This window comes from Paraburkholderia sp. GAS42, assembly GCF_050436565.1.
In the GTDB taxonomy this organism is placed as follows: Bacteria; Pseudomonadota; Gammaproteobacteria; order Burkholderiales; family Burkholderiaceae; genus Paraburkholderia.
Genome location: NZ_JBNDML010000004.1, coordinates 395,008 through 420,776 on the forward strand (window position 1 = coordinate 395,008; position 25,769 = coordinate 420,776).

Below are 25,769 nucleotides of genomic sequence, written 5' to 3' on the forward strand. Positions count from 1 at the left end.
GACGTTTCGCGGACGTCGGGCTTCAAAGGTAGGGCTCGCCGGCAAGCCGGGGAGAGTTTTGCAGTATCCATAAAGGCTGCCTTTGTCCCGCAGGGCAAAGGCGGCCGCCAACGAGCTGGACACGAAGGAGACAACTCATGTTCACGCATGCCGAGCCGACCACGGCCGATGTTTCGACGACGCAAAAAGACGTTCACGCGTATGCGTGGGTGGTGTTTGTCCTGACGGTGGGGTTGCTGCTATCCGACTACATGTCGCGGCAGGTGTTGAATGCGGTGTTTCCGATGCTCAAGGCGGCATGGAACCTTTCCGACACCCGGCTCGGTTCGCTCAGCAGCGTGGTCGCGCTGATGGTCGGCGTGCTCACCTTTCCGCTGTCGGTACTCGCCGACCGCTGGGGCCGCGTGAAAAGCATTGTCCTGATGGCGGCGATGTGGAGTCTCGCGACGCTCGGCTGCGCGCTCGCGACGAACTATGGCGAGATGCTACTCGCGCGTGCCTTCGTCGGTATCGGCGAAGCCGCCTATGGCAGCGTCGGCATCGCAGTCGTCCTCAGCATCTTTCCCGCACGGCTGCGCGCTACGCTCACCGCCGCGTTCATGGCTGGCGGGGCGTTTGGTTCAGTGCTGGGCATGGCGCTAGGCGGTGCCGTCGCGGCTCGCTTCGGCTGGCGCGCGGCGTTCGGCGCCATGGCGGCGCTTGGAATCATGCTGGTCGTTTTCTACCGGTTTGCCATCACCGAAAAGCGACTCGCGCCGCTGCAGCCGGCAAACGTGGGCCGTCAGACGCAGGGCGCCGGTGTGTGCATGAGCTTGCGCACGTTGATGCAAGGACTCTTTTCGACAAAGTCGGTCGTGTGTGCCTACGTCGGCAGCGGCATCCATCTGCTGGTTCCGGCCGCTGTGTGGGCGTGGATGCCCAGCTTCCTGAACCGCTACTACGGCATGTCTGCCGGCAAGGCGGCCATGGGCGCGGCCGTGTTCGTGCTGGCCACCGCTTTCGGCATGGTGGTGTGCGGAAATCTGGCCGACCGGCTCAGCAAGTATGCGCGGGAAAGGAAGTGGAGCACTGCCGTCGCCTTCTGCCTGATCTGCTTCGTGCTGCTCACGATCGGTTTCCGCATGCCGGCGGGTCCGGCACAGCTCGCCGTGATCGGCGCCGGCATGTTCTTCTGCGCCGGCGCGACCGGCCCCTCGGGTGCGATGGTGGCGAACCTCACCCCACCATCGATCCATGCGTCGGCGTTTGCCACGCTGACGTTGGCGAACAACCTGCTGGGGCTGGCACCCGCTGCCGTCCTGACGGGCATCGTGGCCGACCGGATCGGGCTGCTCGGCGCGCTGCAACTCGTGCCGTTTGCACCCCTCGTCGCCTCAATCGCCTTCTTCATCGGCAAGCGGAACTATGGCGTCGACCTCGATCGCTTGAGTGCCCTGCGCGAGCAGGCCGGGCGCTGACCCGACGGTCACCCGCGAGCTTTAGACCTGGCAAGTGCGCCCGAGAGCAAATTGGGTAGCCCATCACAGGCGAAACAAATTCGCAGTTTGAGTAATGAACAGGAGATTTGACATGGCGAAAGCAGTGCGCTTCCATGAAACCGGCGGTCCCGAAGTGTTGCGCTATGAAAACGTTGAAGTGGGCGACCCCGGCCCCGCACAGGTTCGCTTGCGCCATGAGGCAGTGGGCCTGAATTTCGCCGACACCTACTTCCGCACCGGCCTGTACCCCGTGCCGCTGCCTGCGGGCATGGGTGTCGAGGCTGCAGGTGTGGTCGAGGCCATCGGCCCCGACGTGACCAACGTCGCGGTCGGCGATCGCGTGACCTACACCGGCTTTCTCAACACGCTTGGCGCTTACAGTACAGAACGCCTGATCCCGGCCGCGCCGCTCATCAAGCTGCCTGATGCGATCTCCTGCGAAACAGCTGCCGGCATGACGATGCGAGGCCTGACCTCGTCGTACCTGATGCGCCGCATTCATGACTTCAGGGCGGGCGACACCATCCTGCTGCATGCCGCCGCCGGCGGTGTCGGTCTGATCGTGTCGCAATGGGCGAAGCTGCTGGGTCTCACCGTGATCGGCACGGTTTCGAACGAGGCCAAAGGCGAGGTGGCCCGCGCGCATGGCTGCGATCACATCATTTACTACAGCCGGGAGGATGTCGCGAAGCGTGTGCGCGAACTGACCAATGGCATGGGCGTGGACGTCGTGTTCGACAGCGTCGGCAAGGATACCTTCGAGGCGTCGCTCGATTCGCTCAGGCGCCGTGGCCTGATGGTCTGCGTCGGCACGGCGTCCGGAGCGATCCCGCCGTTCAATCCGCAGATGCTGGCGATGAAGGGCTCGCTCTACCTGACGCGGCCCGCGCTGGCGGACTACATTGCCGACCCCGTCGAGAAAAACGAACTTGCCGGCGAACTCTTCGGGCATGTCGCCGCAGGCCGCATCAAGATCGAACTCAACCAGCGTTACGCACTGGAGGACGCGACGCAGGCCCACCGCGACCTCGAAACGCGCAAGACGACCGGCTCGTCGGTCTTCGTTATCTGAGGAGCAGGTCATGCGAGTCGAACAATTGACGTGTGCCATCGGTGCCGAACTGGTTGGGGTGAATCTCGCCGATGCCATCCACGATGACAGCCTGTTTGCCGGGATCCGGGCAGCGCTGCTTGAGCACAGGGTGCTGTTCCTGCGCGACCAGGACATTTCGCGCGCCGAGCACGTTGCATTCGCTCGCCGTTTCGGCGCACTGGAAGACCATCCCGTCGCCGGCAGCGATCCGGAGTATCCGGGCCTCGTGCGCATCTACAAGAACCCGGATCAGCCCAACGACCGGTATGAAAACGCCTGGCACGCGGATGCCACCTGGCGCGAGGCGCCGCAGTTCGGCGCTGTCCTGCGCTGCGTGGAGTGCCCGCCAGTCGGCGGCGACACAATGTGGGCAAACATGGTCCTCGCCTACGAGAACCTGCCGGACCACATCAAGACCCAGATCGCGGACCTGCGCGCCCGCCACAGCATCGAGGCGAGCTTCGGAGCCGCGATGCCGATCGAAAACCGTCTCGCTCTTAAAGCGCAATTCCCGGACGCTGAGCATCCGGTCGTGCGCACGCATCCAGAGACCGGTGAGAAGGTGTTGTTCGTGAGCGCCTTCACCACCCATTTCACCAATTACCACACGCCGGCGCGTGTGCGCTTCGGGCAGGATGCCAATCCGGGCGCGGGTGACCTGCTGCGTTATCTCATCAGCCAGGCCTGCATCCCCGAGTACCAGGTCCGCTGGCGCTGGAAACCCAACAGCATCGCGATCTGGGACAACCGCAGCACGCAGCACTATGCAGTGATGGACTACCCGCCGTGTCATCGCAAGATGGAGCGCGCCGGAATTATCGGCGACAAGCCGTACTGATCGGGCCGGAGACCACCTAATGACCCTCGATACGACACCGACCATTCTGATGGTGCCGGGTTTGCGCGACCACGTGGCGGAGCACTGGCAAACTCTGCTGGAGAGAAAGTTGCCCAAGGCGGCCTCGGTGCCGCCGCTCGAGCACGACAAACTCAGTTGCGCTGCGCGCGTCGCGGCGCTCGATGCTGCCCTCGCGAAAATCGATGGCCCGGTGATCCTGGTCGCGCACAGTGCGGGCGTGATGATTACGGTGCACTGGGCCGAGCAGCACAGCCGCAAGATTCACGGTGCGCTGCTCGCCGCTCCTGCCGACCTCGAGACGCCGCTGCCGGCGGGCTATCCGGCCATTGATGCGCTGGCTGGGAACGGCTGGCATCCGGTTCCACGAAAGCCGCTGCCGTTCCCGAGCATCGTCGGCGCGAGTCGCAACGATCCGCTCGCGCAGCTCGAGCGTGTAGCGGCGATGGCGAAAGACTGGGGCAGCCGTCTTGTCGACCTCGGCGAAGTCGGTCACCTGAATCCCGCTGCAGGGTTTGGTGAATGGCTGATGGCGGAGACACTGATCCACGAACTTGTCTGATCAGAATTGGAACGCGCAGGCAGATCGGGACGCGGGCGAGCGGCCCTTCCTGGTGATCGATGCCTTCTTCGATTCATCTGTTCGTGGCGCCTGATCGGCAAGCGCAATCTGGACACGACCGTGTCCCGCATTAAAGGAGCAGGGAATGTCACGTCAGATACCGGTTGGCGCGGTCGATGAGCTCGCGCCGGGTCAGCGAAAACTGGCCTTCATCGATGGCCGCAGCATTGTCCTGTTCAACATCGCCGGCACGATCCACGCAATCGACGACTCGTGTCCCCACAACGGGGCCTCGGTCGCAAGCGGTCAGCTCGAGGGGTGCATGCTGCGTTGTCCGGCGCACGGTCTGCGTTTCGACCTGCGCACTGGCTGCATGCCAGGCGCAGGCGGGTTAAGCCTGACAACTTTCCCGGTTCGGGCCATCGACGGCAAGGTGGTCGTGAGTCTTGAGGATCCGACCACACGTCCCGCGCATGCACCAGTGCGCAGTGCGGCACCGTGATCCAGGCCGCGCGGGAACATACAGCCATTCAGGGGAACAAGGATGCAAGGTTTGATGATGCAACAACCGCTACTGGTCGCTTCGCTGCTCACGCATGCTGAACGCCATCACGGCGAACAGGAAATCGTGTCGCGACGGGTCGAAGGTGACATTCACCGTTATCGGTACCGGGACCTTGCGCAACGCGCGCGCCGCGTGGCAAACGCCCTCGCAAGCCTCGGCATCCAGCCGGGCGAGCGTGTGGGGACGCTGGCGTGGAATGGCTACCGGCACATGGAGTTGTACTTCGCAGTGTCAGGGTCCGGGTCTGTGTTGCATACGCTCAACCCCCGGCTCCACGTCGACCAGCTCGCGTACATCATCGAACATGCGGAAGATCGCGTCGTGTTCTTTGACCTCACGTTTCTGCCGCTGATCGAGAGCGTCGCGCCACGGGTCAGGAGCCCGAAGGTGTTCGTTGCTATGACCGATAGCGCGCACATGCCGCGAGACCATAGCCTGTCGGCGACGCTGCTGTGCTATGAGGATCTCGTCGACGGTCACGGCGACGCATTCGACTGGCCGCTGCTGGACGAAAACAGCGCGTCATCGCTGTGCTACACGTCCGGGACGACCGGCAACCCGAAGGGGGTGCTATACAGCCACCGCTCGACCCTGCTGCACACCTACGCGGCAGCGCTGCCGGATTCGCTGAACTGTTCGGCGCGCGATGCGATCCTCCCGGTCGTGCCGATGTTCCATGTGAACGCGTGGGGACTGCCGTATATCGCCTGCATGGTGGGTGCGAAGCTGGTGTTTCCGGGGCCGGCGCTGGACGGCAAGTCGCTCCATGAACTGATCGAGGACGAACAGGTCACGCTGTCGGCGGGCGTGCCGACAGTCTGGCAAGGACTGCTCGCGCATGTCGACGCGATCACGGGTTCGTTTTCGTCGATGACGCGCACGATCATCGGCGGCGCTCCGTGCCCGACAGCGATGACGACAGCGTTCCAGGAGCGCCATGGCGTCGACGTCGTGCACGCATGGGGCATGACGGAACTGAGCCCGGTCGGTACCGTCTGCAGTTTCAAGGCGCATCAGGTGTCTCTGCCCCTGGAAAAGCGCTATGCGCTTCAGGCGAAGCAGGGGCGCCCGGTATTCGGCATGGACATGAAAATCGTCGACCTGGAAGGCGAGGCGTTGCCGTGGGACGGCACCACAACTGGCGACCTTCTCGTGCGCGGTCATTGGGTCACGCGGGAATATTTCGGCAGCGACGACACGCCGCCGCTGCGCGACGGCTGGTTCCCGACCGGCGACGTGGCCAGGATCGATCCAGACGGCTTCATGCAGATTACGGATCGCAGCAAGGACGTCATCAAGTCCGGCGGCGAATGGATCAGCTCGACCGACATCGAAAACGTCGCGTACCTGCACCCCGAAGTCACGACGGCGGTATGCATCGCCGCGCGGCATCCGAAGTGGGACGAGCGGCCGCTGCTGCTGATCGTGAAGAAGCGTGGTAGCGCGCTCGACGCGGCCGAACTGCTCACGTTCTTCGACGCCCGGGTTGCGAAGTGGTGGAAGCCCGACGCCGTGGTGTTCGTCGACTCGGTTCCGCTTGGCGCAACGGGCAAGGTACTCAAGAACCAGTTACGCGATCAGTTCGGCGATTACTACCTGTCGGCCTGAGACACCGACGTGGCAGCAACACAGTTTCATTCGAGCAACAAACAATAAGCCGCCGGGTCCACCCGGCGCGCCCCAAACCAGGAGGAGACACAATGAAATTGAAATCAAGCAGCCTGGCAGTGCTGATAGTTTTTGCGAGCGCAGCCCATGCCCAGTCGTCGGTCACGCTCTATGGCGTACTCGACAGTGGATTCCTGTATCAGAGCACCTCGACCGCAACGTTCCTGCCGACGGCGCATAACATGGGGCATGTCTATCAACTCAAGGACGGCGGCATCTATGCCAGCTACTGGGGCCTGAAGGGAAGCGAAGATATTGGCGGCGGCTACAAGATCACCTTCAAGCTGCAAGGCACGTTCAACACCACGAACGGCAAGTTCGGGCTGTCCGATACGCCGGGCACAACCGCGATCTTCAACCAGTTCTCGACGATCGGGGCATCCGGGCCGTTTGGCACGTTCGACGCCGGCCGGCAGATCATCCCGATGATCTACGCGATGGCGGAAACCGACGTACGCGGCGCACAGTATTTCGGCAGTATCCTGACTGCGTGGCTCGGCATCAATCAGGCGGCCGGCTGGCCCGGCACCAGCACGAACGCCCCAATTGGCGCCCTCTATGACAGCAACGCGCTGGTCTACAATTCGCCGAAATTCTATGGTGCGTCGCTTGCGCTTGAGTACGCGCCGGGTGGCGTCGCGGGACAGTTCCAGGGCGGCACGCGTGAATCGGCTGTGCTCAAGTATTCGAATTACGGTCTGAACCTGTCCGCTGTGTACTACAACGGACATGACACCAATCCGTTCCCGCTGACCTATCCGGCGGCGCCGGCGGCGCCTGCGACAGGCCAGAGCAACAATCGCTTCTACTATTTCGGTGCGATGTATACGATCAGCGGGTTTTCTATGTCCGCCTCGTACGGCATCGGCAAGAACCCGGCGAAGAGCAACACCGTTGACTTCGAAATGGTGTCGGGTGGCCTCGGCTACCAGTTCAATCCGCACTTCAAGATCACGTCCGGCTACTACTATCTGAAGGACCGGAACCATTCAGCGAATCACTCGAGCGAAATCGCAGTGGGTGCGGAATATAACCTGTCCCAACGGACCAAGGTGTACGCGCAAGTCGGCTACGTCGACAACAAGGGGACGATGAACCAGACGATCATCTATGGGGCACCGGTTGCGCCGGGCGTCTCCACCACTGCGGCCATGATCGGCCTGCGCCATAACTTCTGATTCCGTCACCCTCATCAAGCGGAGCAATCCATGAAAACAATCAAGGTACTTGGGCTGGCTGTCGCCACATTGTTCGTTGCAATGTCCATGACCACGTGGTGCCAGGCCGGTGAAGCAGCCAGTACCCCGCCCAGTGCGCAAGGTGCGTCCGCGATAGCGGGATCGGGCGCAGCGGCACCCACGGGAAGGAAAGCGGATCGCGCACTGCGCCGGAAGATTTATGCCGCCATCGGGCAGGACAAGGAAATCAGCGCCGGAGACATTAGTGTCATTGCGAAAGACGGCGCGGTGACACTGAATGGCACGGTCACGGAAGCTGCCCATGTCGGCAAGGTCGAGGCGATCGCCAGGGGCGTTCCCGGAGTGACTTCGGTGACCAACAAGCTGACGGTGAAGAAACCGTTTGGCGGCATGTAATCCGCCGTAGACAGAAACGGAGTGGGCGAGGCCGAAGACAACTGGCCACGCCGACTTCGACCCATCAGTGGCGACGCCCAATCTGGCGGTCTCGCGCAGCCACTGCCTTCCAGCGAGATCGGCTGTTCGCATTCGCCCAGGAGCGGATATAGGGCGCACAAATCAAACGCATTGAAAAATAGCTCCAGATACTATTCTTGATGCTGGCATCGTAATTCCATACGTTCGACTCCGAGCGTGCCGCACTTGTGGCGAGCAAGGTCGACACAGTAGCGACCATTGCCGACGAGGTGAAAACAATGCGCCGGCCGTACTTGTCACCCAGCCGGCCGAGGAAGATGCCGCCCACGAGCCTCGACATGGAGCCGACAGCCAGGACCGCGAACGCCAGTGTCTCTGCAGGTAGGCCCGTTCGTGCCGGGAAGAATTCGCGGCCGATGCTCTGTGCGAAAAATCCGTAGACGGCGAAATCGAATACCTCGAGCGCGCCGCCTGTGCTCGCGACAAAAATCGTCCGGCGCTGGCGGGCGCTCAACCGCAATACCTGCACAAACATGAGGCTGTGAGGATGATGCTCGCTATTCCTCAAAATATTCTGGACGACAATCGGCGCGTTCGAAAGGTCTCTTGCGTGGTTCGGCGTAACCCGTCCGATGCAACAATCCCTGGCTGCCCCGCGGCAACTCGACTACTCTCTTCATTGCAATCGCACGGGCGGCCATGCGCCCGGTCATTCCCTTTCGCACCGGTGACCGCCGAAGAAACGCGAGCGGAAATATTCAGCAGCCGTTCCATTTTGATTTGACGTTACGGGGCCTTCGGCTTCCGGCAGCGGGCGACAGTCGACCAGGCGGTGGCGGCTTCGACCAGCCGCTGGAGGAGAGTCCGAGATGAGCAACGAGTCAAGGCAGGGCGGCGATACGCCCGCCCATCAGCCGGCAGGCGACGCGAGTCGTATCGACGACGGCGCGGTCGTCGAAGACCCGAGCGTGCGCGACCATCCGCGTTACCAGCAGATGTTTCCGGTCCTCACGGAGGCTGAGGTCGACAGGGTGCGTCGCTTCGGCAGCCTGTCCCGCTACGCCAAAGGCACATTGCTCTATCGTGCGGGAAGCCTCTGCCCGGGAATGTTCGTCCTGCTGTCGGGCAAAATCCGGATAATCGCCCGTGATGGCCTCGGCCACGAACGGATCATTCACACCTATACGCAGCGCGGTGAGTTCACCTCGGATGTCACCCAGCTCTCGAACAAGCCCGCAGTTGTAGACGCGCATGTCGTCGAAGATGTCGAAGCGGTGTTGGTGCGGCCCAACGAACTCAGCGCCATGATGATCAGCGAGGCCGATCTTGGCGAAAAGATCATGCGCGCACTGATTTTGAGGCGTGTCCTCGTGATCGAGCGCGGACAAGGGGTCGTTCTGGTCGGCTCCTCCAGTGACGCACAACTCCTCGCGTTGCAGAATTTCCTGCGCCGCAACGCTTTTCCGAACATGACGCTCGATGCGGAGCAGGACGCCGAAGCCGTCGCGCTACTCGAACGCCTGACGCCGCAGCCCGACGACTTCCCGCTCGTCGTTTGTCCGGACGGCACCGTGCTGCGAAACCCCGATGCGGGGCAGCTTGCGTCTTGCCTCGGACTGATTCCCGAGTTCGATCCGACGCACGTCTACGATGTGGCGATCGTCGGCGCAGGCCCCGCGGGACTTGCGGCGGCCGTCTACGCGGCATCCGAGGGAATGTCGGTCGCGACGCTCGACTGTCGCGCACCCGGTGGCCAGGCCGGTACGAGTGCGCGCATCGAGAACTATCTGGGCTTCCCCACCGGCATCACGGGTCAAGCTCTCGCGGGCCGTGCGTTCATCCAGGCGCAGAAGTTCGGTGCACACATCGGCATCCCGTGCGAGGTCAAGGCGTTGTATTGCGACAGGCAACCGCCTGTCGTGGAGCTTGCCGATGGCCACCGCATCACCGCGCGCACGGTGGTCATCGCCAGTGGCGCAGAGTATCGGCGACCGGCCGTCGAGGACCTCGCGCGCTTCGAGCGCTGCGGCGTCTATTACTGGGCTACGCCGATCGAGGCGAGGCTGTGCCGCAAGGAGCCGGTGGTGCTGGTCGGTGGCGGCAATTCGGCAGGACAGGCAGTGGTGTTTCTGGCATCACACGCCGAGCATGTACACATGTTCATTCGAGGCGCGAGCCTCGAGCACAGCATGTCGCACTACCTGACTGAACGTGTCGCATCGCTGCCGAACGTGACGCTTCATACACGCATCGAACTGACCGCGCTCGAGGGGGATGCGCGTCTCGAGCGCGTGTACTACCGCGGTGCCGGTGGCATTGAAGGAAGCATGACGACCCATCACCTGTTCGTCTTCATTGGCGCGGATCCGAATACTGGCTGGCTCAAGACATGCGGCGTGTCGCTCGACAGCAAAGGGTTCGTATTGACAGGCACCGACGTTCTCGAAGCTGTCACGCATTCGATGCCGTTGCAGACGAGCGTCAAGGGTGTCTTCGCGATCGGCGACGTTCGTTCAGGATCGACCAAGCGTGTCGCGTCGGCAGTGGGCGAAGGCGCGGCCGTGGTGGCGCAGATTCATGGCTTTCTGGCCGGCGCTCGGTGAACGCACGGGTGGCGGATCGCCGGCGCCTGAGACAGGCTACTTTGCAGTCGTCGGTACAGCTTCGATCGAGCTGACCGTCGCAACATTTTCACCCTTTCAATGAAACGGGTCTTGCGCGGTAAACGGACTATGCGAGTCCATCCAGTCATATGATTCGTTGCTGTGCGCCCACGCCCAGTTCCTCGTCGTTTCGCGCGTCCTGCTGACCACCTGTGAGCCCTCTTCAGAGGGCGAACGTTCGCCATGCCTGTCACCCGGGCGGCGGTTTCTGGAATTCGATGAGTCGTAATTCATTGCTGCTCCTTTATGCGGTTGCTGTCGACACGCATCAATCCTGCTCTGCCAGCTCGTCATGCAAAGACGCAGCAACAAGCTTCGCAAAGCGCTCCAGCGCTTCAACGGAACCATGCACAGTGCGGTATTCCTGACGTCCAATCTTTGCGTCAAGAACAACCGTTATTCCCGATTTTCGAGCCAGGTCCAGGATGTCCATCTGATGCTCCACATCGCAGAATCATGCGATTCAGTTCGAACGATGACGCGTACGAACGGTTTGTCTACGAAAGTGATTCTAGGCACTCCGCGGTAGACATCAACGGAGCAGCGACGAATTCACAGTTTTGAGTTTGACAACAATCGAGGCGGCGGCCCGAACGCTACGCGTTCCAATCGGATTTCCGAACGCTAAAAAATGGAATTGTCCGAAGAATGACCACAACGTCGATCTGGGCTGGTGAGGGTATTGCTCGCGATCTCGAGAACGTCCGTCGCGCTTGAGCGCGCAGACTTTGTTCTGTTGGGTGAGCGCACACAGCGGTTCAAAAAGCGTTGTCTACCGCCAGACATCGTCGCTCCTCAATCTGGCTGTTAAAGCCTCGTGGTCGAAATCGATGTTGTTTATTTTCAGGTGGTTAGGGCCGCTCAGAGGGTGTGCGAATCAGGGTTGGCATAACCCGTGCATTTGTAGCCGTGGGCGCAACGGCGACCGGTTTGGTGCTAGCGCCACGGCGTCAGCAGCGTTGCTCAGATTCCGGGAAGCGTGTTGTTCGTTTGAGCCTCTTTGTTAGCGCGGCACGGTCCTGCGCGTCGTCCCATCAACGTTGACGATGGCGCGCCGCGATGGACCTGATCCGGGCGCATTCGAATGTTCAACAAGCTTATTGGAGTCGTCATGAAAGCGAAATCTATCGCTACCTTGTTAGTCGCAAGCGCCGTATCGCTGGCGGCTCCCGCCTTCGCGGGCGGTTACGGCCAGACTTCCGTCTCTCGCACCGACGTCGATGCGCCAGTATCGCAACGCGGTCAAGCCGCTCAAACGAAGGCCGCGTCAGAAGGCCAGGGCAGCGCGGCTGACGGGAACCACAGTGGCGTCGGCGGCGCGGAATCGGTCAAGTCGCAATCTGGCCGGCGTGCCCCGGCTGATAGCATCGATCCGATGTATCGCGGTGGTTGACGAGTTCGTTCGCGGAGCACCGTTTGCTGGTACTCCGCGACTGAACCGTTGCTTCGCGCCGGCACGATCGATAGCGCGAACAGGAACATCGCATCACGCCGCACCCGGATCAGCATGCCTGATCCGCGTAAGGATGAACCTCCTCCGCAACTCGAATCCAAGACGTTCATACAACCCGATCGCGGAATGGTTGTCGCCGAGTACGTGCAGGAATGGAGTCTCACCACGTTGCTCGATGTCCCGGCGCAACACATTCACGAGCCGCCCAGCCAGGCCCCTGCCGCGCCACGCGTCATCCACGCAAACCGCGCTTATCTCAACGAACCCGTCGAGATGCATGCGTTCGCCCGCCATCGCAATGAGACGCCCCCGGTCGCGAACTCCAATGTAGTTGCCCATCTCGTGCGTTCGCTTGCCGAAAGGACCCGGTTTGGTCTTTTGGACCAGATCGAGCATGTCTTTCGCATCGACGCTACCCAGGGGGATGACTTCCAGATCATCCGTGCCTCTGGCTTCGTGGCGAGTGGCCACCATCTGATGGATCATGCCCATCGGCTCTGCTCGTAGAGCATCGACTGGATCGACTGGATCGAAAGACAGCAATGCCACCTGCTCGTGAGGAAGCAGGAGCTGATGGAGCGTCTGGTAGGCCGCTGGGGTCTCACACGCGACAGCTGCAAACGGAGCTACGTCGGGGTGGTAGCGACGGGCAAGCAGGTCACCTTGCCGGAGATGCGCCTGTCTGCCTGTCAGGGCTGCCCAGATCGGGCGGTCGAGGCTGGATTGTGTTGAATGGTTCATGTCGGGTCCTTTCGCTCGCGCTACTTTACTATTGATGCCTCAAGCAGCGTTTATCAGAAAACCGAGCGGCATAAGTGGTCCCGACGCAGTCAGACGTCACTCATACAGAGCCAGATATTGATGAAGAGACTGAATGGCGGCAGCACCTTCTCCGACGGCGGCGGCAACCCGCTTCACCGAGCCACTGCGAACGTCACCCACTGCGAAGATGCCGGGCCGGCTCGTCTCCAGATAATGAGGAGGGCGGTCGGACGGCCACCCGTTGATTGCATCGGGGCCAGTGAGCACAAAGCCGTTCTTGTCCAGCGCAACGCAATCGCCGAGCCAGCCGGTATTGGGCTGTGCACCAAGAAACAGGAAGACGTGCCGGACCGGCTTTGATTCAATATGCCCTTGCCGGTCCCATTTGACAGATTCAAGTTGTGCTTCGCCGTTCAACTCGACGATCTGCGTCCGTCGATGAACGGTGATGTTCGCGGCCGCGTCAATCCGCCTGATCAAATAGTTCGACATGCTCGCGTTGAGTCCGTCGCCGCGAATCACGATATGGACGTGACGCGCAAGTCCCGCGAGGAAAACCGCTGCCTGGCCGGCTGAATTTCCTCCACCGACGATAATCAGCTCTTCGTTGGCGCAAAACGCGGCTTCCATAAACGTTGCGCTGTAATAGACTCCGCGTCCCTCAAAATGCTCAAGGCGGGTCAGCGACGGCTTTCGATAGCGAGCGCCGGTAGCGATGACGACAGCGCGGGCATACACGTGCTCATCGTAATCAAGAAGGATGTGAAAGGGCGGCGCGTCGTGGCATTCGATGCCGAGTACTTCGATGGGTACGCCGACCTCCGCGCCGAATTTACGGCATTGAGATAAGCCGCGTCCAGCAAGCGCCTGTCCCGAGATACCGGTTGGGAATCCGAAGTAATTTTCAATCTTCGAGCTGGTACCCGCCTGGCCGCCTGGGGCCTTGGTGTCGAGAACCGCGACCCTCAGTCCTTCGGATGCCGCATAGACTGCGGCCGCAAGACCTCCGGGTCCCGCGCCGACCACGACCACATCGAACCGCTCGCCATTCAACCTGTCGGGGCTCAGGCCAATCGCATCAGCCACGGCCCGGTTGGTCGGACGCTTTAGCGCGATGCCTTGCAATGTGATGAGCACCGGAATGTCCGCGTCCGTCGCGCCATAACGCTCAAGGAGCGCCTTTGCTTCCTCATGCTCCTCGATATCGAAGTAGGCCGAAGGCTGGGCGTTGCGGCTCAGAAAATGCCGCAAGCGGAGCGTGGCCGCAGAAGCCGAACTGCCAATGACCAGAACACCCCCGTTCTGATCCTGAATGAACGCGACGCGTCGCAGGATAAACGCGCGCATGATCGTTTCGCTCAACTCCGCTTCCGCGATGACGAGCGCGCGTAGCGACTCCTCGTCGATAACGATAACTTCGCAATCACAGGTGGCGCGTGCGGTCGCCACCGCGGCGCGGCCGGCAAGGGTTCCGACCTCGCCGGTGAAGCTGCCGGGACCGTGCGAGCCCAGAATATGGAGACTGTCTCCGAAGCCTCTCGTCGCCTCGATTGTCCCGGAGACGATGGCGAACATGGGAATGTGCCGATCGCCTTCGGAGAACAGCACGTCGCCCGTTTTCAGTTTGCGTCGTTCGCCGTATCTCTCCAATAGCGCAAACTGCCTTTCATCCAGCCTTGGAAAAATCTGATGGTGACGGCTGCCGCCTGTCATCAGTTCTTCAACTCTGCCTGAAGACTTATCGCTCATGGGGGCGTTCCGAATGGGTGGGCGCACATTGCGACCCTGGTGAGCCTGTTACCGGATTCCGCGTCGGCGCGGACAATCCGGAAGACTGGAAAAGACTGCGAACCGCGAGATCCGCACAGATTGTGCGCCTGGCCTCCGTTATCAGTAAAGTGCGCGCCGAGAGGGTGGACCGCGTGCAATGTGCTCGCTGCGAAAGTCCCGGGGTGGCCACCCGAGGGCGATCGCCACCGGTACCCGGACGGCCGTTCTAACGCCCGCTGCGCCCATCGCGAGTGGCATGTCGGCCACGCTGAAATGCCGCGCTCGCCCGCCCTGTTAATCAAGAGACGGCGGCCCCCACCCCGTCGGCGTGTAAACTGCTGACTTTTTTGAATCTGGTGGAATGGTGCAAGCCTCACAGCGCACAGGTTTCAGCGGCCCGGCGCTCATTCGCTTACTTGCTCGCTTGACGGACGTCGATGTTTCCGACTCCAGCCAATCGCTCTCGCACCGGCTGAGCCAATGGCTCGACTGGACCGATGCCGTCGCGCTGTCCACGGCGCTGAAGGGCAATCCGCCTGCCGTAGCCTCCGGCGCGCGAGCCAACGGCCACGCTGAAGAGAACGAGTGCGCCCGCGTGCGCACCGCGTTGGCGAATGCCATCGCCGGCGATAGTGCGTTCGCCGCCGGCAGGCGGCGCGGGGCTGCGCAAGCGAGGCCCCAGGGCGCCCCCGTGGACGCAGCGGTCGATTACGCGGTTTTTCGTCAGCGCTATCTCTCCATGCAGCAGACGATGGAGACGGCCATCGGCAACCTGCGCGGCCGCCTGCGGGGAGTGCTGGCCGCCGGGACGCCCGGCATGGCCCGGCTCGCGGCGGTGGATGCCGTCATGGAGCGAGCGCTGAGCGAGCGCGAGCGGAGTCTGCTGGCCGCCGTGCCCGTGTTGCTCGCAGGGCACTTCGCGCGGTTGCGCGAGGCCGGGCAGGATACGCTGACCGTCGCCCAGGCCTCGGGGGACACCGGGGCCGCCACGCCCGGCGCATGGCTGGACGTGTTCCGCAAGGATATGCAGAGCGTGTTGCTCGCCGAACTGGATGTTCGTTTTCAACCGGTCGATGGGTTGCTTGCGGCCCTTCGCACCCGCTAACTGGGACACTATGTCCAGATATCTTCTTGCTCTTGTTGTTTTTCTGGCAGGTCTGGCCGCTGTGTGCTGGACCGGCGCCGGCTACGTCGGCTCGAATCCACTGGCGCTGGCCGTCACGATGCTGGTTGGCGCCTGCTACCTGGCGGGCGCGCTCGAACTGCAACGCTACAGCCAGGCCACTTCCAGCCTGGCGCGCGCCGTCACGAGCCTTTCCGAACCACCGCCCAGCCTGGGCGCCTGGCTCGACCCATTGCATCCCAGCCTGCGCAATGCAGTGCGCCTGCGCATCGAGGGTGAGCGCGTGGCCCTGGCCGGCCCGGCGCTAACGCCGTATCTGGTCGGCTTGCTGGTGTTATTGGGCATGCTGGGTACGCTTCTCGGCATGGTGGCGACCCTCAGGGGCACCGGGATGGCGCTGGAAAGCGCGACGGACCTGCAGGCTATCCGCGCTTCGCTCGCCGCACCGGTCAAGGGACTGGGGTTTGCGTTCGGCACCTCGATCGCGGGCGTGGCCACATCCGCCATGCTGGGGTTGCTCTCCGCGTTGTGCCGGCGCGAGCGGCTCCAGGCGGCGCAGATGCTCGACGTGAAGATCGCGACGACATTGCGCATCTATTCGCAGACCCATCAGCGCGAGGAAACCTTCAAGCTTCTGCAGCGGCAGGCCGAGGTGATGCCCACCCTGGTCGACCGGTTGCAGGCGATGATGGCGACCATCGAGCAACAGAGCTTCGCCTTGAACGAGCGGCAGATCGCCAGCCAGGATGCCTTCCACGGCAAGGCCGAGGCCGCCTATACGCGCCTGGCTTCGTCCGTGGAGCAGTCGTTGAAGGAGAGCGTCGCCGAAAGCGCCCGCACCGCCGGCGCGGCGCTACAGCCGGTCATGGAGGCGACGATGGCGGGTCTCGCTCGCGAGACGGCTTCGTTGCACGACACCGTCACGCACGCCGTAGAGCGGCAGCTGGCCGGGCTGTCGACCGGTTTCGAGGCGACGACCACTAACGTGGCGGACATCTGGAACCAGGCACTGGCGGGGCACCAGCGCTCGAGCGAGGCGCTTGCGCAGCATCTGCGCACGTCGCTGGATCGATTCACTGAAACCTTCGAACAACGCTCGGCCGGTCTGCTGGAAGGCGTCTCCACGCGCCTCGACGCCATGGCGGGTAGCGTGTCGGAAGCGTGGAGCGAGGCGCTGTCGCGGCAAGAACGCGTCAGCGAGAAGCTGGCGGACCACAACGAGCAGGCCCTGGCGGCTGCCGCAGCGACCTTCGAGCAGCACTCGGCGTCGCTGCTACGCACCGTGGGCCAGTCGCATGCGGACTGGCAGGCGGACCTGGCATCGCGGGACCAGCAACGGCTGGCGGCCTGGACCGAGACGCTCGGTTCGATGGCCGCTACGTTAAGCCGCGAGTGGGAGCAGGCGGGCACGCGCACCGCGAGCCGGCAACAGGCGATCTGTGACACGCTGGCACAGACCGCGCACGATATATCGGCCCAGACGCAGGCACACGCCAGCGACACGATCGCCGAGATCTCCCGCCTCGTGCAGGCCGCGTCGGAAGCCCCCAGGGCCGCGGCCGAAGTCGTCGCCGAACTGCGCCAGAAGCTCTCCGACAGCATGGCCCGCGACACCGCGATGCTGGAGGAGCGCGGCCGCTTGCTGGAAACGCTGGAAACCCTGCTCGATGCCGTGAACCATACCTCCACCGAACAGCGGTCAGCCGTCGACGCGCTGGTCGCCACGTCGGCAGAACTGCTGGATCGTGTCGGCACCCAGTTCACCGACAAGGTCGAGCTTGAGACCGGGAAGCTCTCCGCCGTTGCCGCACAGGTCACCGGCAGCGCCGTCGAGGTGGCGAGCCTGGGTGAAGCATTCGGGGTGGCCGTCCAGCTGTTCGGCGAGTCGAACGACAGGCTGGTGGTCCACCTGCAGCGGATCGAAACCGCGCTGGACAAGTCCCTCGCGCGGAGCGACGAACAGCTTGCCTATTATGTCGCGCAGGCGAGGGAAGTCATCGACCTGAGCATGATGTCGCAGAAGCAGATCGTCGAAGACCTGCAACAGCTCGCCGGTCAGCGGGCGTCCGCCGGAGCTGAAGTGGCATGAGCGACGAAATCGACGGCGGCGTGGAGACGACGGCGCCGATATGGCCCGTCTTCGGCGACCTGATGTCGGTGCTGCTGGGCGCCTTCGTGCTGATCCTGGTGGGCGTCATCGGCGTGCAACTGGAGCTCTCGACCAGGCTGGAACAGGAGGTCAGGCAGCGTCAGATGGAAACGCAGCGCCGCAAGAGCCTGGAGCAGGCGCTGGCAGGGCCGCTGGCGGCGGGCCGGGTGACGCTGGTCAACGGGCGCATCGGTATCAGCGGCAGTGTGTTGTTCGCGCTGAACTCCGATCAGTTGCAGCCCGAAGGCCGGGAAGTATTGAAGAGCCTGGCTGGGCCGCTGTCCGCTTACCTCCAGACCCGAGACGAGATCCTGATGGTGAGCGGCTTTACCGATGACCGGCAGGTGCGGGAGGCTAACCGTCGCTTTGCCGACAACTGGGAGCTGTCGGCCCAGCGCGCGCTGACGGTGACCCGTGCATTGATCGATGAAGGCGTTCCTTCCTCCTCGGTATTCGCGGCCGCGTTCGGCTCCCAGCAGCCCGTGAGCTCGAATGCCGACGACGCGGGACGGGCCAGGAACCGGCGAGTAGAACTGGCGCCCATCCCGAGGCCGTCGACCGCAGCGGCGAAGCCCCGTGAGTAGCGGCGCTGGTGTGACAGGCAAGGCCCGGGCGACGCTCGACGCATGGTGCGAGCGCGGCGCCGATCGCCTGGATCCTGTCCGCTTTCGTTTCATCGAGGCGCTGGACCGGCGCGCGGCGCGCCACAGCGGCGACGCGCGACGTATCCTGGACGACAGGCTGTCCACACTGCTCGCGGCGTATGCCAGCGATCTCGAGCGCGCCGCATCGCGCGCTGCCGACGCCGGCAGCGCGGCATCACCCGCCGGGCCCGCACGCGGAGCGCTTGCCGGACTGATCGATTACATCGCCAGCCATGCGCCCGCTGGTGGAGACGAGCCCGCTGCGGGTGACGTCGCATCCCGGTCTCCCGCCTGGCCAGAACTGGAGGCGCTCGATTACTTCAGAGCGCTCTCGTCGAAGGTCAGGACCGAGAAACAGTTCCGACAGTCGCTGGAGCAGGTGCCCGGGAATGCCGGTCCGCTCAATTCGAGTAGCCTCGTGCATCGGTCGCTCTCGCTGATGCGCGAGCTGTCGCCAGGCTATCTCCAGCAGTTCCTGTCGTACGTCGACGCGTTGTCGTGGATGGAGCAGATGAACGGCGGCGTCCTGGCGGGTAAAGATGCGCCTCGCGTCGGGAGCGTCAGGAAGAGTACCCGGGGCAATTCACGCTAACGCCGTGAGGGGGAATCGCCTGGAAGCCTTGAGGCGCTCGCCCGAAATCCATGAACGATGGATATCGAACGTCACCTGGAACCCACAGCCCAATCGAGCGCCGCATCGAACAGTGTTGCACCGTCGGCACTCAGCTTTTCAAAGGACCGGTTGCCGAGGAACACAGCGACCCGACGCGCCGGCGCGATGAAATCGTAGTCCATCGTAGCGCCCTTCTCGTAGGCGAACATCACCGCCTCGGTCGGCTCGCCCGGAACAGTGGCGATGACGGTCGCACCGGGAGCCGGCTTACCCCAGCCCATTTCATCGTCGCGTGGATATACCCACCGCTTGCCCGCAGGGATCCCGCCTGCCAGCGGACTCGGCGCGTTGACCACGTTGATATAGTGTTCCTTCTCCAGCGTGCCGAAATCCTCGCCCTTCTTTTGCCCCGTAAATCGCAGCGAATCAAACAGGTCTGACTCCCATGTCAACAACGGCACGGGCACGTCTCGAAACGCCGTTCCCACCATGTCTCGCGCGCTGACGACCGAAGAAATGATCACCAGATCTTCGCCTTGCGCGACGCTGACCGGGCTGCTCTGGTCGACCATGGTGACGATCATCCCACGCCCCTCGAGATGAGCGCGGACCTTGTCGTCTGCTTCCCGGTCACGGTGTGCGAGCCGGGTCACATACAGCACTTTTTTATGACCAGTGATCTGCTGGGTTCCGATGCCAGGAGGCGCCCCATAAGCCATAGCGCTGCTACTCAGTTCGACGATGGCCGCCACGGCGACGGCAATCGTGGCAAACGTCTCGCGGCGCCGAAGCGATGCGAACCGCGGGAGGCTGGCGGCCATTAATCGCGTAACCCGGGATAGCCGATACACCGAAAAGATGGACGTCAACATGCTCTTCCTTTAAGAAGCCGCGTTCAGATAAGGGCTGGGTTAGAAATCGAAGGTCGATGTGAGCGAGACCGTGCGTTCCAGTCCGATGCCCAACTGGCTCGATCCCGCCGACGCCCAGTAGTGTTTGTTGAATGCGTTCTCGACGTTTAGCTGAAACGTCGCACCTTTTCCGAAGATTTGCGTCGCATACCGGGCACCTGCCGAGAACAGTGTGTAGCCTGGGATAGTTGCCTGATTTGCATCGTTGATCGGGCGCGATCCGACGAAATAGGCCCCGCCATTGAACGAGAGACCTGTGACGTGCGGTATGCGGTAATTCAGGAAAATGCTGCCCGTATAGCGAGGCGTGTTTTCGGGCCGCTTTCCGAGTGTGGTCGCATCCGTACTGTCGACAAGCCGGGCATTCAGCCACATGGCTGTGGTCACAATCGAAAGGTCGCCGGTAATGTCGCCCTGGTACGAAAACTCCAGTCCGCGATAACGACCGGTGCCGTTCAGGGCATAGATGTTATTCGCGTCGGTACTCGCAGCGGGCTGGCGAATCTGGAACAAGGCAATCGAAGCAAGGGAATCGTTGCTGAAGCGATGTCGCACGCCTATCTCTTCCTGTTTGCTAACGGCGGCCGGCAACACCTGGTACGCGTTCGATGCAGTGGCCGGGGCACTCCCGGCCGATTCGAGCCCTTCGATATAGCTCGCATACACGCTGGTCCGCGGTGTCAGCTTGTAGACGAGACTCGCGGATGGCGACGTGCGGTTCACATCCTGTGTCGGTGTGTTGGCCTGTGTCGCGTGGTAATCGGCATAGCGCAGGCCAGGGGTGAATTGCAACTGCGGCGTCAAGTCAATGCGATCGAACACATAGGCGCCGCCGTTGCTGATGTGCTGCGCGTAGAAGGCTTTTGAGCCCGCCGCGGTGAGCTTTGCGATGCTGACGGGCGCGTACAGGTTTTGCGCCGCGGTGTAGTAGTAAGTTGTGAAATCGGGCTGGAACTGCCAGGTCTGAGACACGCCGAACGTGACATCGTGATGGATACTGCCCGTGTGGAAATCGCCATTCATCTCCGCGCGAACGATTTTGCTCTCGTAGAACTGGCCGTTCTGCTTGCTTCCCTGCAAGGTCCCGGCGCCGGTGTTCACGTTGTACTTTTGCATGATCCAGAGCCAGCGATCGCGCTGCGTGATGGATTGACCCACCGACACATTCGCGCTCCAGTTATCGGAGATCAGATAGTCGGCGCGAAACAGCTGGCTCGTGGCTGTCGCGTTTGTTTTCTTGTCGTTAGGGACGAGCAGGGTGGATGCATCAGGCAATCTGGGCAGCGTAATCACGCCCTTTACCGCCGCCAGCGGCGTGATACCCGCCTGCTCTACAACGCGTTGGTCGATGTGCTCGAGGTCGTATTTGAACGACAGGCGACGGGTTGCCTGCCAGTCCAGCGCGACGCTCTCGAACTTCCGATAGCCGCGGTCGCCCGTGATTGGGGTCTCGAGATGCTCATCCATCGCGTTCACGCGTATGCCGAACTGATTTTCCGCGCCGAAGCGGCGCGCGAGATCGGCATGCACGCCCACGGAGCCGCTTGAATCCACCAGAACGGATGCGCTCGTCACCGGCGTACTGCCGGCGCGCTTCGTGACCATGTTGACAATGCCCGCCGGGACCGCAAAACCGTAGTAGAGCGCGGACGCGCCCTTCAACACCTCGACGCGATCCTTGTCCTCCATCGGCATCCAGATGTTGTTGTCGATCGGCAGCACGCCGTCGAGGTAATAGCTGGTACGGTTATCAAGGGGGATGCCGCGGATGGAGAGGTTGTCGTAAGCGATGCCGTTCAATTGCTGACGTACGACTCCCGCAACGTTGCGTAACGCGTCATAAAGGCCCGTTGCAGCTTGAGCCTTCAAGACATCGCTGGTCACGACGTTCACGGTTGCGGGGACGTCCAGCGCATCGAGACCGCGATACTGTCCGGTTTCGACTGTCTTCGGCGCATAGGTGCTCGCGCGCTGCAGATTCGTGCCGGTGACCGCCACGGCTTTGAGCGTGCCGCCGTCGGCAACGTCCCCCTCGGGCGTATGGCCCGCGTCCTGCGGTGAAGACCTGGCGGAAGACGCCGCAGAAGCAGGAACCGGATCAGCGGCAACGTCCGTTGCGGCGTAACTCACTACTGGCCAGGCTGCCGTCACGAGCACCGTTGCTGTACCAAACGCGCGGGGAAGCTCGAACTTTTTTAGACGCCCGATGCGACGGGGACGTCGGCTCGGCACAGCATATTTCATGGATTCTTCCGCAGTCGATATAGGAGAGGGTAAGTACGAATTGCTCATTCTCAAATGCGACGTATTCGCATTTGAGAATGGTTCGCATTTATACCCTCTTTCAATTTCCTTATCAAGTCGAAAGCATCCCGGGGATAGACGTGGGGTGCAGACCGTATGAAATGGAAGTGCGCAGGAGGTGGGCAAACATCAACTGCGCGAGCTGCGTCGAAGCGATAGCGGCTCCGGGAAGGTCATCGGCCTGCTGGTGGACAAGTTTTCCCAGCAGCCACGTCAGGTTCGTCGCATGCGGGGAACAGGTCTGAACATGTATTAGCGGTGGGAAGGCGCTGGCCAGAAAGTCGACGTTCGTCGAGTCGGGCAGCACGTGTCCGCCAGGCTGGATGCAATCCTCACTCCCGCCTGGCGTCGCGCATTTTTGATCTTGCCGGCAAACAGCGCGGTCGCATCGAGCGCGGTCGCATCCGGAATCAACCGGTTGCGACCGCTCCTTGCCTCACCGCTCGACGGCACCGTGCAATCGGATTTCAGTTGGGCTGCGGCCGGCAGAGCGTAGTACTCTGCGGCCGCCCGGCGACCCGTGGAAAACCTGGCTGTTCATTGACCGCCGAAGTAGAGCTTGTTCATTTCGTCGGCAGAAGCGGGGTGGCTGATTGCCGGAGCACCAGAGGCCGATGTCCCGCTGACTATCCCGCCATAAGCAGGCGCGCCGTTTTGCGCTGCAGCGCGCGTTTCTGCAGCCTGGATGTCGGCCGGATAATTAGGGTCTTCTCCCCTGGCCGGGTTATAGCTGGCCTCTTCGAGTTGTTTGAGTTCGGTGCGCACTTGCGCACGGGTGACGGGCGCGTCCGACTGAGCGAACGATACAACCGGAGCGGCGAGGACTGAAGCGGCGAAGACTGCAAACATTAGCGACTTCATGACGAATTACCTCCTGGGCTTAACCTTGCTTGCTACGAACGCCCACGTCTGTAGCTAATCGTTAAGTCTAGGTGAGCTACCCTTCAGTATCGATACATTCCTGGTTCAGACGGGCGCAACAGGCTTCGAGTGCAATGCCTTGTTTGATCTGCTGGACTTTCATCTCCCCACCCGAAGTCTGGTTTCTAATGTTGTTGCGCCGCTGCAATCCCGATCCGCCGCTCGATCCGCCCGAGCCGCACCACCGTGACGCCCGGACGCAACTGTCGTAACGAAGGCATCACCAGCATGCAATCCGGGTAGGGCGTACGTACCGCCTCGCCGTCCGACCAGCCGATCACGCTGCCCGCTTCCGCAAACACCTCGAGTCCGGTGTAAGGTCCAGCGAAGCAAAATTCGGTGCTGCGCGCGACGACCGGCTCCGTCACCTGCACGACCAGCATTTCAACGGGCAGCGGCGCGATCCAGTCCGCCGGCAGATCGCCGCGATCGATCACGCCTGACAACAGCAGGAATCGTGCTGTGACGTCGCGCGCGACGTCCACCGCACTCGCTTCCCAATGCTGTCCGCACTCGATCAGCAGCGCGTTCTTTGGACTCTCTGTGTCGCCGAAGCCTGCGTAATCGCGCATTCGTCGTCCTTCGGGATGCCCTTCGTCGCGAATCACGGTTGCGGGCGTGCCCAGGCGAGCTGAAAGTTCGACGCCCTTCGTGAGCGGCCCCGCCACAATCAGCGGCCTGCTTTTTTCGTGCATCGAATGCAGATCGAGCAGCAGATCGACCGTGTCGATCACGGGCCGCATCTCACGGGCGCGCGCAAGTTCGCACGACGTACGCGACAGATCGTCGAGCACATCGCCCGTCCACACGCGGTTGAAATCCTGGTCGACGAAACGCGCGGCGTCGGGCCGCGCAGCGTCGAAGTTGCGGTACGCCGCGACGTTCGCGAACGACAACGTCAGCCGTCCACGCCGCGGCCGCAACTTCGCGCGCAACAGCGCGTCGACGACGATCGCGCCGCATACCTCGTTGCCATGCGTCAGCGCATTGATCATGACGTGCGGTCCGGCCACACCGGAATCGAACGTATGCAGATACGCGATGCCGGAGTCGCTATCCTCATGCACGGCTATGTCAGGAAACGTGACTTCGACGGGATAGGCTTGATCGTTCATTGCAGACCGCCCTGGCAGAGATATTTGATCGACAGGTAATCGTCGAGACCGTACTTCGATCCTTCGCGGCCGTAACCCGATTCCTTCACGCCACCGAACGGCGCGGCTTCGCTGGCGAGCGCGCCTTCGTTGATGCCGACAATGCCCGCTTCGAGCTGGCGCGCGACGCGGTCGATACGCCGCACGTCCAGGCTGTAGAAATACGACGCGAGACCGAACGGCGTGTCGTTGGCCGCGCGAATCGCGTCGTCTTCGCTATCGAAACGGAACAGCGGCACGACCGGACCGAAGGTTTCTTCGCAGCTCAACTGCATGGACGACGTTGCGTCGGCGAGCACGGTCGGCGCGTAGTAATTCGGGCCGAGTTCGGTGAGGCGCCGGCCACCCGCGAGCACCCGTGCGCCCTGATTCACCGCATCGTCGACGTGACGCGCGATCTTGTCGATTGCCCGTGCGTTGATCATCGGTCCGATCTGCGATGCGGGATCGGTGGCCGGGCCGACCTTCAGTGCGGCGACTTGCGTCGCGAGCCTGTCAGCGAACCTGGTGTAGATGCCCGACTGCACATACACGCGGTTCGGGCACACGCAGGTCTGCCCGCCATTGCGGAATTTCGCGGCCAGCAGACCCGTGACGGCCGCATCGATATCCGCATCGTCGAACACGATGAACGGCGCATTTCCGCCGAGTTCCAGCGACAGCTTCTTCAACGTGCCCGCCGATTCGCGCGCCAGATGCTTGCCGACGGGCGTCGAGCCGGTGAAGGTGATCTTGCGCACGCGGCTGTCGGCGAGCCACTCGGCAACGGCGGGCACCGTGTTCTCGCGCGAGGCGGAGATCACATTGAGCACGCCAGGCGGCACACCAGCTTCGTGCGCGAGCAGCGCCAGTGCAAGCGCGGTGAGCGGGGTGTCTTCGGCAGGCTTGGCCACGACCGTGCAACCCGCGGCAAGCGCGGGTGCGATCTTGCGGGCGATCATGGCGAGCGGAAAATTCCACGGTGTGATCGCGGCGACGATGCCGACCGGCTCCTTCACCGCCGACATCCGTTTGCCGCGCTGCTGCTGCGGAATGATGTCGCCGTAGATGCGCGTTGCCTCGTCGGCAAACCACGCGACATACGACGCGCCGTACATCACCTCGCCGCGCCCTTCGGCGAGCGGCTTGCCCTGTTCGAGCGAGATCAGCTGGCCGAGCGCATCGGCATGCTCGACGATGGCCGCGTGCCAGCGGCGCAGCACCGCGGCGCGTTCGCCCGGCAGCGTGTCACGCCACGCAGGAAACGCACGTGCGGCGGCATCGGTGGCGGCACGCGCATCGGCCGGACCGCTGTCGGCGACCTGCGTGATCGTTCGTCCCGTCGCCGGATCGGTGACGGCGAAGCGCTGGCCGCTCGCCGCCGGCTGCCAGGCGCCGTCGATGAAATTGTCCGCGCGGATCAATTGGTCCAGTTGCAGTCGGCTGCTCATTGACACTCCTTTGTGGTCACGGTTAGCGCGGCAG

General features: G+C 62.6%; 23 protein-coding genes and 1 pseudogene. 14 read left to right on the plus strand and 10 right to left on the minus strand.

The genetic code is table 11. The annotated features are described in order from the left end of the window. Positions 1-137 precede the first annotated feature (137 nt). The 8 genes from P3T16_RS09115 (at position 138) to P3T16_RS09150 (ending at position 7,817) form a co-directional block, all read left to right on the plus strand. Positions 138-1,457: an MFS transporter gene (locus P3T16_RS09115; RefSeq protein WP_429341990.1), complete on the plus strand. Its 1,320-nt coding sequence runs from the start codon at positions 138-140 to the stop codon at positions 1,455-1,457. Between the two features lie 112 nt (positions 1,458-1,569). Continuing rightward, positions 1,570-2,550, plus strand: a complete 981-nt coding sequence (locus P3T16_RS09120; protein WP_429341991.1) for a quinone oxidoreductase family protein — start codon at positions 1,570-1,572, stop codon at positions 2,548-2,550. Between the two features lie 10 nt (positions 2,551-2,560). Then, positions 2,561-3,409, plus strand: a complete 849-nt coding sequence (locus P3T16_RS09125; protein WP_429341992.1) for a TauD/TfdA dioxygenase family protein — start codon at positions 2,561-2,563, stop codon at positions 3,407-3,409. Positions 3,410-3,428: 19 nt separating this feature from the next. Further along, positions 3,429-3,989, plus strand: a complete 561-nt coding sequence (locus P3T16_RS09130) for an RBBP9/YdeN family alpha/beta hydrolase (protein ID WP_429341993.1) — start codon at positions 3,429-3,431, stop codon at positions 3,987-3,989. Between the two features lie 145 nt (positions 3,990-4,134). Next, positions 4,135-4,491, plus strand: a complete 357-nt coding sequence (locus tag P3T16_RS09135) for a Rieske (2Fe-2S) protein (protein ID WP_429341994.1) — start codon at positions 4,135-4,137, stop codon at positions 4,489-4,491. Positions 4,492-4,533: 42 nt separating this feature from the next. Next, the gene (locus P3T16_RS09140; protein ID WP_429341995.1) at positions 4,534-6,162 is read left to right on the plus strand and encodes a 3-(methylthio)propionyl-CoA ligase; all 1,629 of its coding nucleotides are present in this window, start codon (positions 4,534-4,536) and stop codon (positions 6,160-6,162) included. Between the two features lie 92 nt (positions 6,163-6,254). Next, positions 6,255-7,400 (plus strand): porin, encoded by a 1,146-nt coding sequence (locus P3T16_RS09145; protein WP_429341996.1) that lies wholly within the window; start codon positions 6,255-6,257, stop codon positions 7,398-7,400. A 30-nt stretch (positions 7,401-7,430) separates the two neighbouring features. After that, entirely contained in the window at positions 7,431-7,817 is a 387-nt protein-coding gene (locus tag P3T16_RS09150; RefSeq protein WP_429341997.1) for a BON domain-containing protein, read from the plus strand. 64 nt (positions 7,818-7,881) lie between these two features. On the opposite strand, the gene P3T16_RS09155 is transcribed toward P3T16_RS09150, so the two are convergent. Continuing rightward, positions 7,882-8,373, minus strand: a complete 492-nt coding sequence (locus P3T16_RS09155) for an MFS transporter (RefSeq protein WP_429341998.1) — start codon at positions 8,371-8,373, stop codon at positions 7,882-7,884. Between the two features lie 334 nt (positions 8,374-8,707). On the opposite strand from P3T16_RS09155, the gene P3T16_RS09160 reads away from it, so the two are divergent. Next, a complete protein-coding gene (locus tag P3T16_RS09160) occupies positions 8,708-10,441 on the plus strand; it encodes an FAD-dependent oxidoreductase (RefSeq protein ID WP_429341999.1) in 1,734 nt (577 codons plus the stop codon). A gap of 328 nt (positions 10,442-10,769) precedes the next feature. On the opposite strand, the gene P3T16_RS09165 is transcribed toward P3T16_RS09160, so the two are convergent. Continuing rightward, positions 10,770-10,934 carry a hypothetical protein gene (locus P3T16_RS09165; RefSeq protein WP_429258582.1) on the minus strand — a complete coding sequence of 55 codons (165 nt, stop codon included), beginning with the start codon at positions 10,932-10,934 and terminating at the stop codon, positions 10,770-10,772. 678 nt (positions 10,935-11,612) lie between these two features. On the opposite strand from P3T16_RS09165, the gene P3T16_RS09170 reads away from it, so the two are divergent. Next, positions 11,613-11,894 carry a hypothetical protein gene (locus tag P3T16_RS09170; protein WP_429342000.1) on the plus strand — a complete coding sequence of 94 codons (282 nt, stop codon included), beginning with the start codon at positions 11,613-11,615 and terminating at the stop codon, positions 11,892-11,894. Positions 11,895-11,987: 93 nt separating this feature from the next. Here P3T16_RS09170 and P3T16_RS09175 read toward each other — a convergent pair whose 3' ends face one another. Together P3T16_RS09175 and P3T16_RS09180 are read right to left on the minus strand one after the other, a co-directional pair. Next, positions 11,988-12,695: a GNAT family N-acetyltransferase gene (locus P3T16_RS09175; protein ID WP_429342001.1), complete on the minus strand. Its 708-nt coding sequence runs from the start codon at positions 12,693-12,695 to the stop codon at positions 11,988-11,990. A 96-nt stretch (positions 12,696-12,791) separates the two neighbouring features. After that, positions 12,792-14,465 carry an FAD-dependent oxidoreductase gene (locus P3T16_RS09180; RefSeq protein WP_429342002.1) on the minus strand — a complete coding sequence of 558 codons (1,674 nt, stop codon included), beginning with the start codon at positions 14,463-14,465 and terminating at the stop codon, positions 12,792-12,794. Positions 14,466-14,847: 382 nt separating this feature from the next. On the opposite strand from P3T16_RS09180, the gene P3T16_RS09185 reads away from it, so the two are divergent. The 4 genes from P3T16_RS09185 to P3T16_RS09200 are packed head-to-tail and all read left to right on the plus strand — an operon-like array spanning position 14,848 to position 18,994. Then, the gene (locus P3T16_RS09185; RefSeq protein ID WP_429342003.1) at positions 14,848-15,591 is read left to right on the plus strand and encodes a DUF3348 domain-containing protein; all 744 of its coding nucleotides are present in this window, start codon (positions 14,848-14,850) and stop codon (positions 15,589-15,591) included. 10 nt (positions 15,592-15,601) lie between these two features. Then, positions 15,602-17,698, plus strand: a complete 2,097-nt coding sequence (locus P3T16_RS09190) for a DUF802 domain-containing protein (protein ID WP_429342004.1) — start codon at positions 15,602-15,604, stop codon at positions 17,696-17,698. Then, positions 17,695-18,342 (plus strand): OmpA family protein, encoded by a 648-nt coding sequence (locus P3T16_RS09195; RefSeq protein ID WP_429342005.1) that lies wholly within the window; start codon positions 17,695-17,697, stop codon positions 18,340-18,342. The genes P3T16_RS09190 and P3T16_RS09195 overlap by 4 nt, the downstream gene beginning before the upstream one ends. After that, positions 18,335-18,994, plus strand: coding sequence for a DUF2894 domain-containing protein (locus tag P3T16_RS09200; RefSeq protein WP_429342006.1), 660 nt, complete (start codon positions 18,335-18,337; stop codon positions 18,992-18,994). Before P3T16_RS09195 ends, P3T16_RS09200 begins: the two co-directional genes overlap by 8 nt. Positions 18,995-19,065: 71 nt before the next feature. Here P3T16_RS09200 and P3T16_RS09205 read toward each other — a convergent pair whose 3' ends face one another. From P3T16_RS09205 to P3T16_RS09230, 6 genes and pseudogenes are all read right to left on the minus strand, one after another. Then, positions 19,066-19,887 (minus strand): hypothetical protein, encoded by an 822-nt coding sequence (locus P3T16_RS09205; protein WP_429342007.1) that lies wholly within the window; start codon positions 19,885-19,887, stop codon positions 19,066-19,068. A gap of 39 nt (positions 19,888-19,926) precedes the next feature. Beyond that, positions 19,927-22,170 carry a TonB-dependent siderophore receptor gene (locus tag P3T16_RS09210; protein ID WP_429342008.1) on the minus strand — a complete coding sequence of 748 codons (2,244 nt, stop codon included), beginning with the start codon at positions 22,168-22,170 and terminating at the stop codon, positions 19,927-19,929. 112 nt (positions 22,171-22,282) lie between these two features. Then, positions 22,283-22,591, minus strand: a pseudogene (locus P3T16_RS09215) (cupin domain-containing protein); the annotation flags it as partial. A 176-nt stretch (positions 22,592-22,767) separates the two neighbouring features. Beyond that, positions 22,768-23,091 (minus strand): DUF4148 domain-containing protein, encoded by a 324-nt coding sequence (locus P3T16_RS09220; protein WP_429258591.1) that lies wholly within the window; start codon positions 23,089-23,091, stop codon positions 22,768-22,770. 185 nt (positions 23,092-23,276) lie between these two features. Beyond that, the gene (locus P3T16_RS09225; RefSeq protein WP_429342009.1) at positions 23,277-24,266 is read right to left on the minus strand and encodes a M14 family metallopeptidase; all 990 of its coding nucleotides are present in this window, start codon (positions 24,264-24,266) and stop codon (positions 23,277-23,279) included. Beyond that, a complete protein-coding gene (locus P3T16_RS09230) occupies positions 24,263-25,735 on the minus strand; it encodes an NAD-dependent succinate-semialdehyde dehydrogenase (protein ID WP_429342010.1) in 1,473 nt (490 codons plus the stop codon). Before P3T16_RS09230 ends, P3T16_RS09225 begins: the two co-directional genes overlap by 4 nt. Positions 25,736-25,769 lie beyond the last annotated feature (34 nt).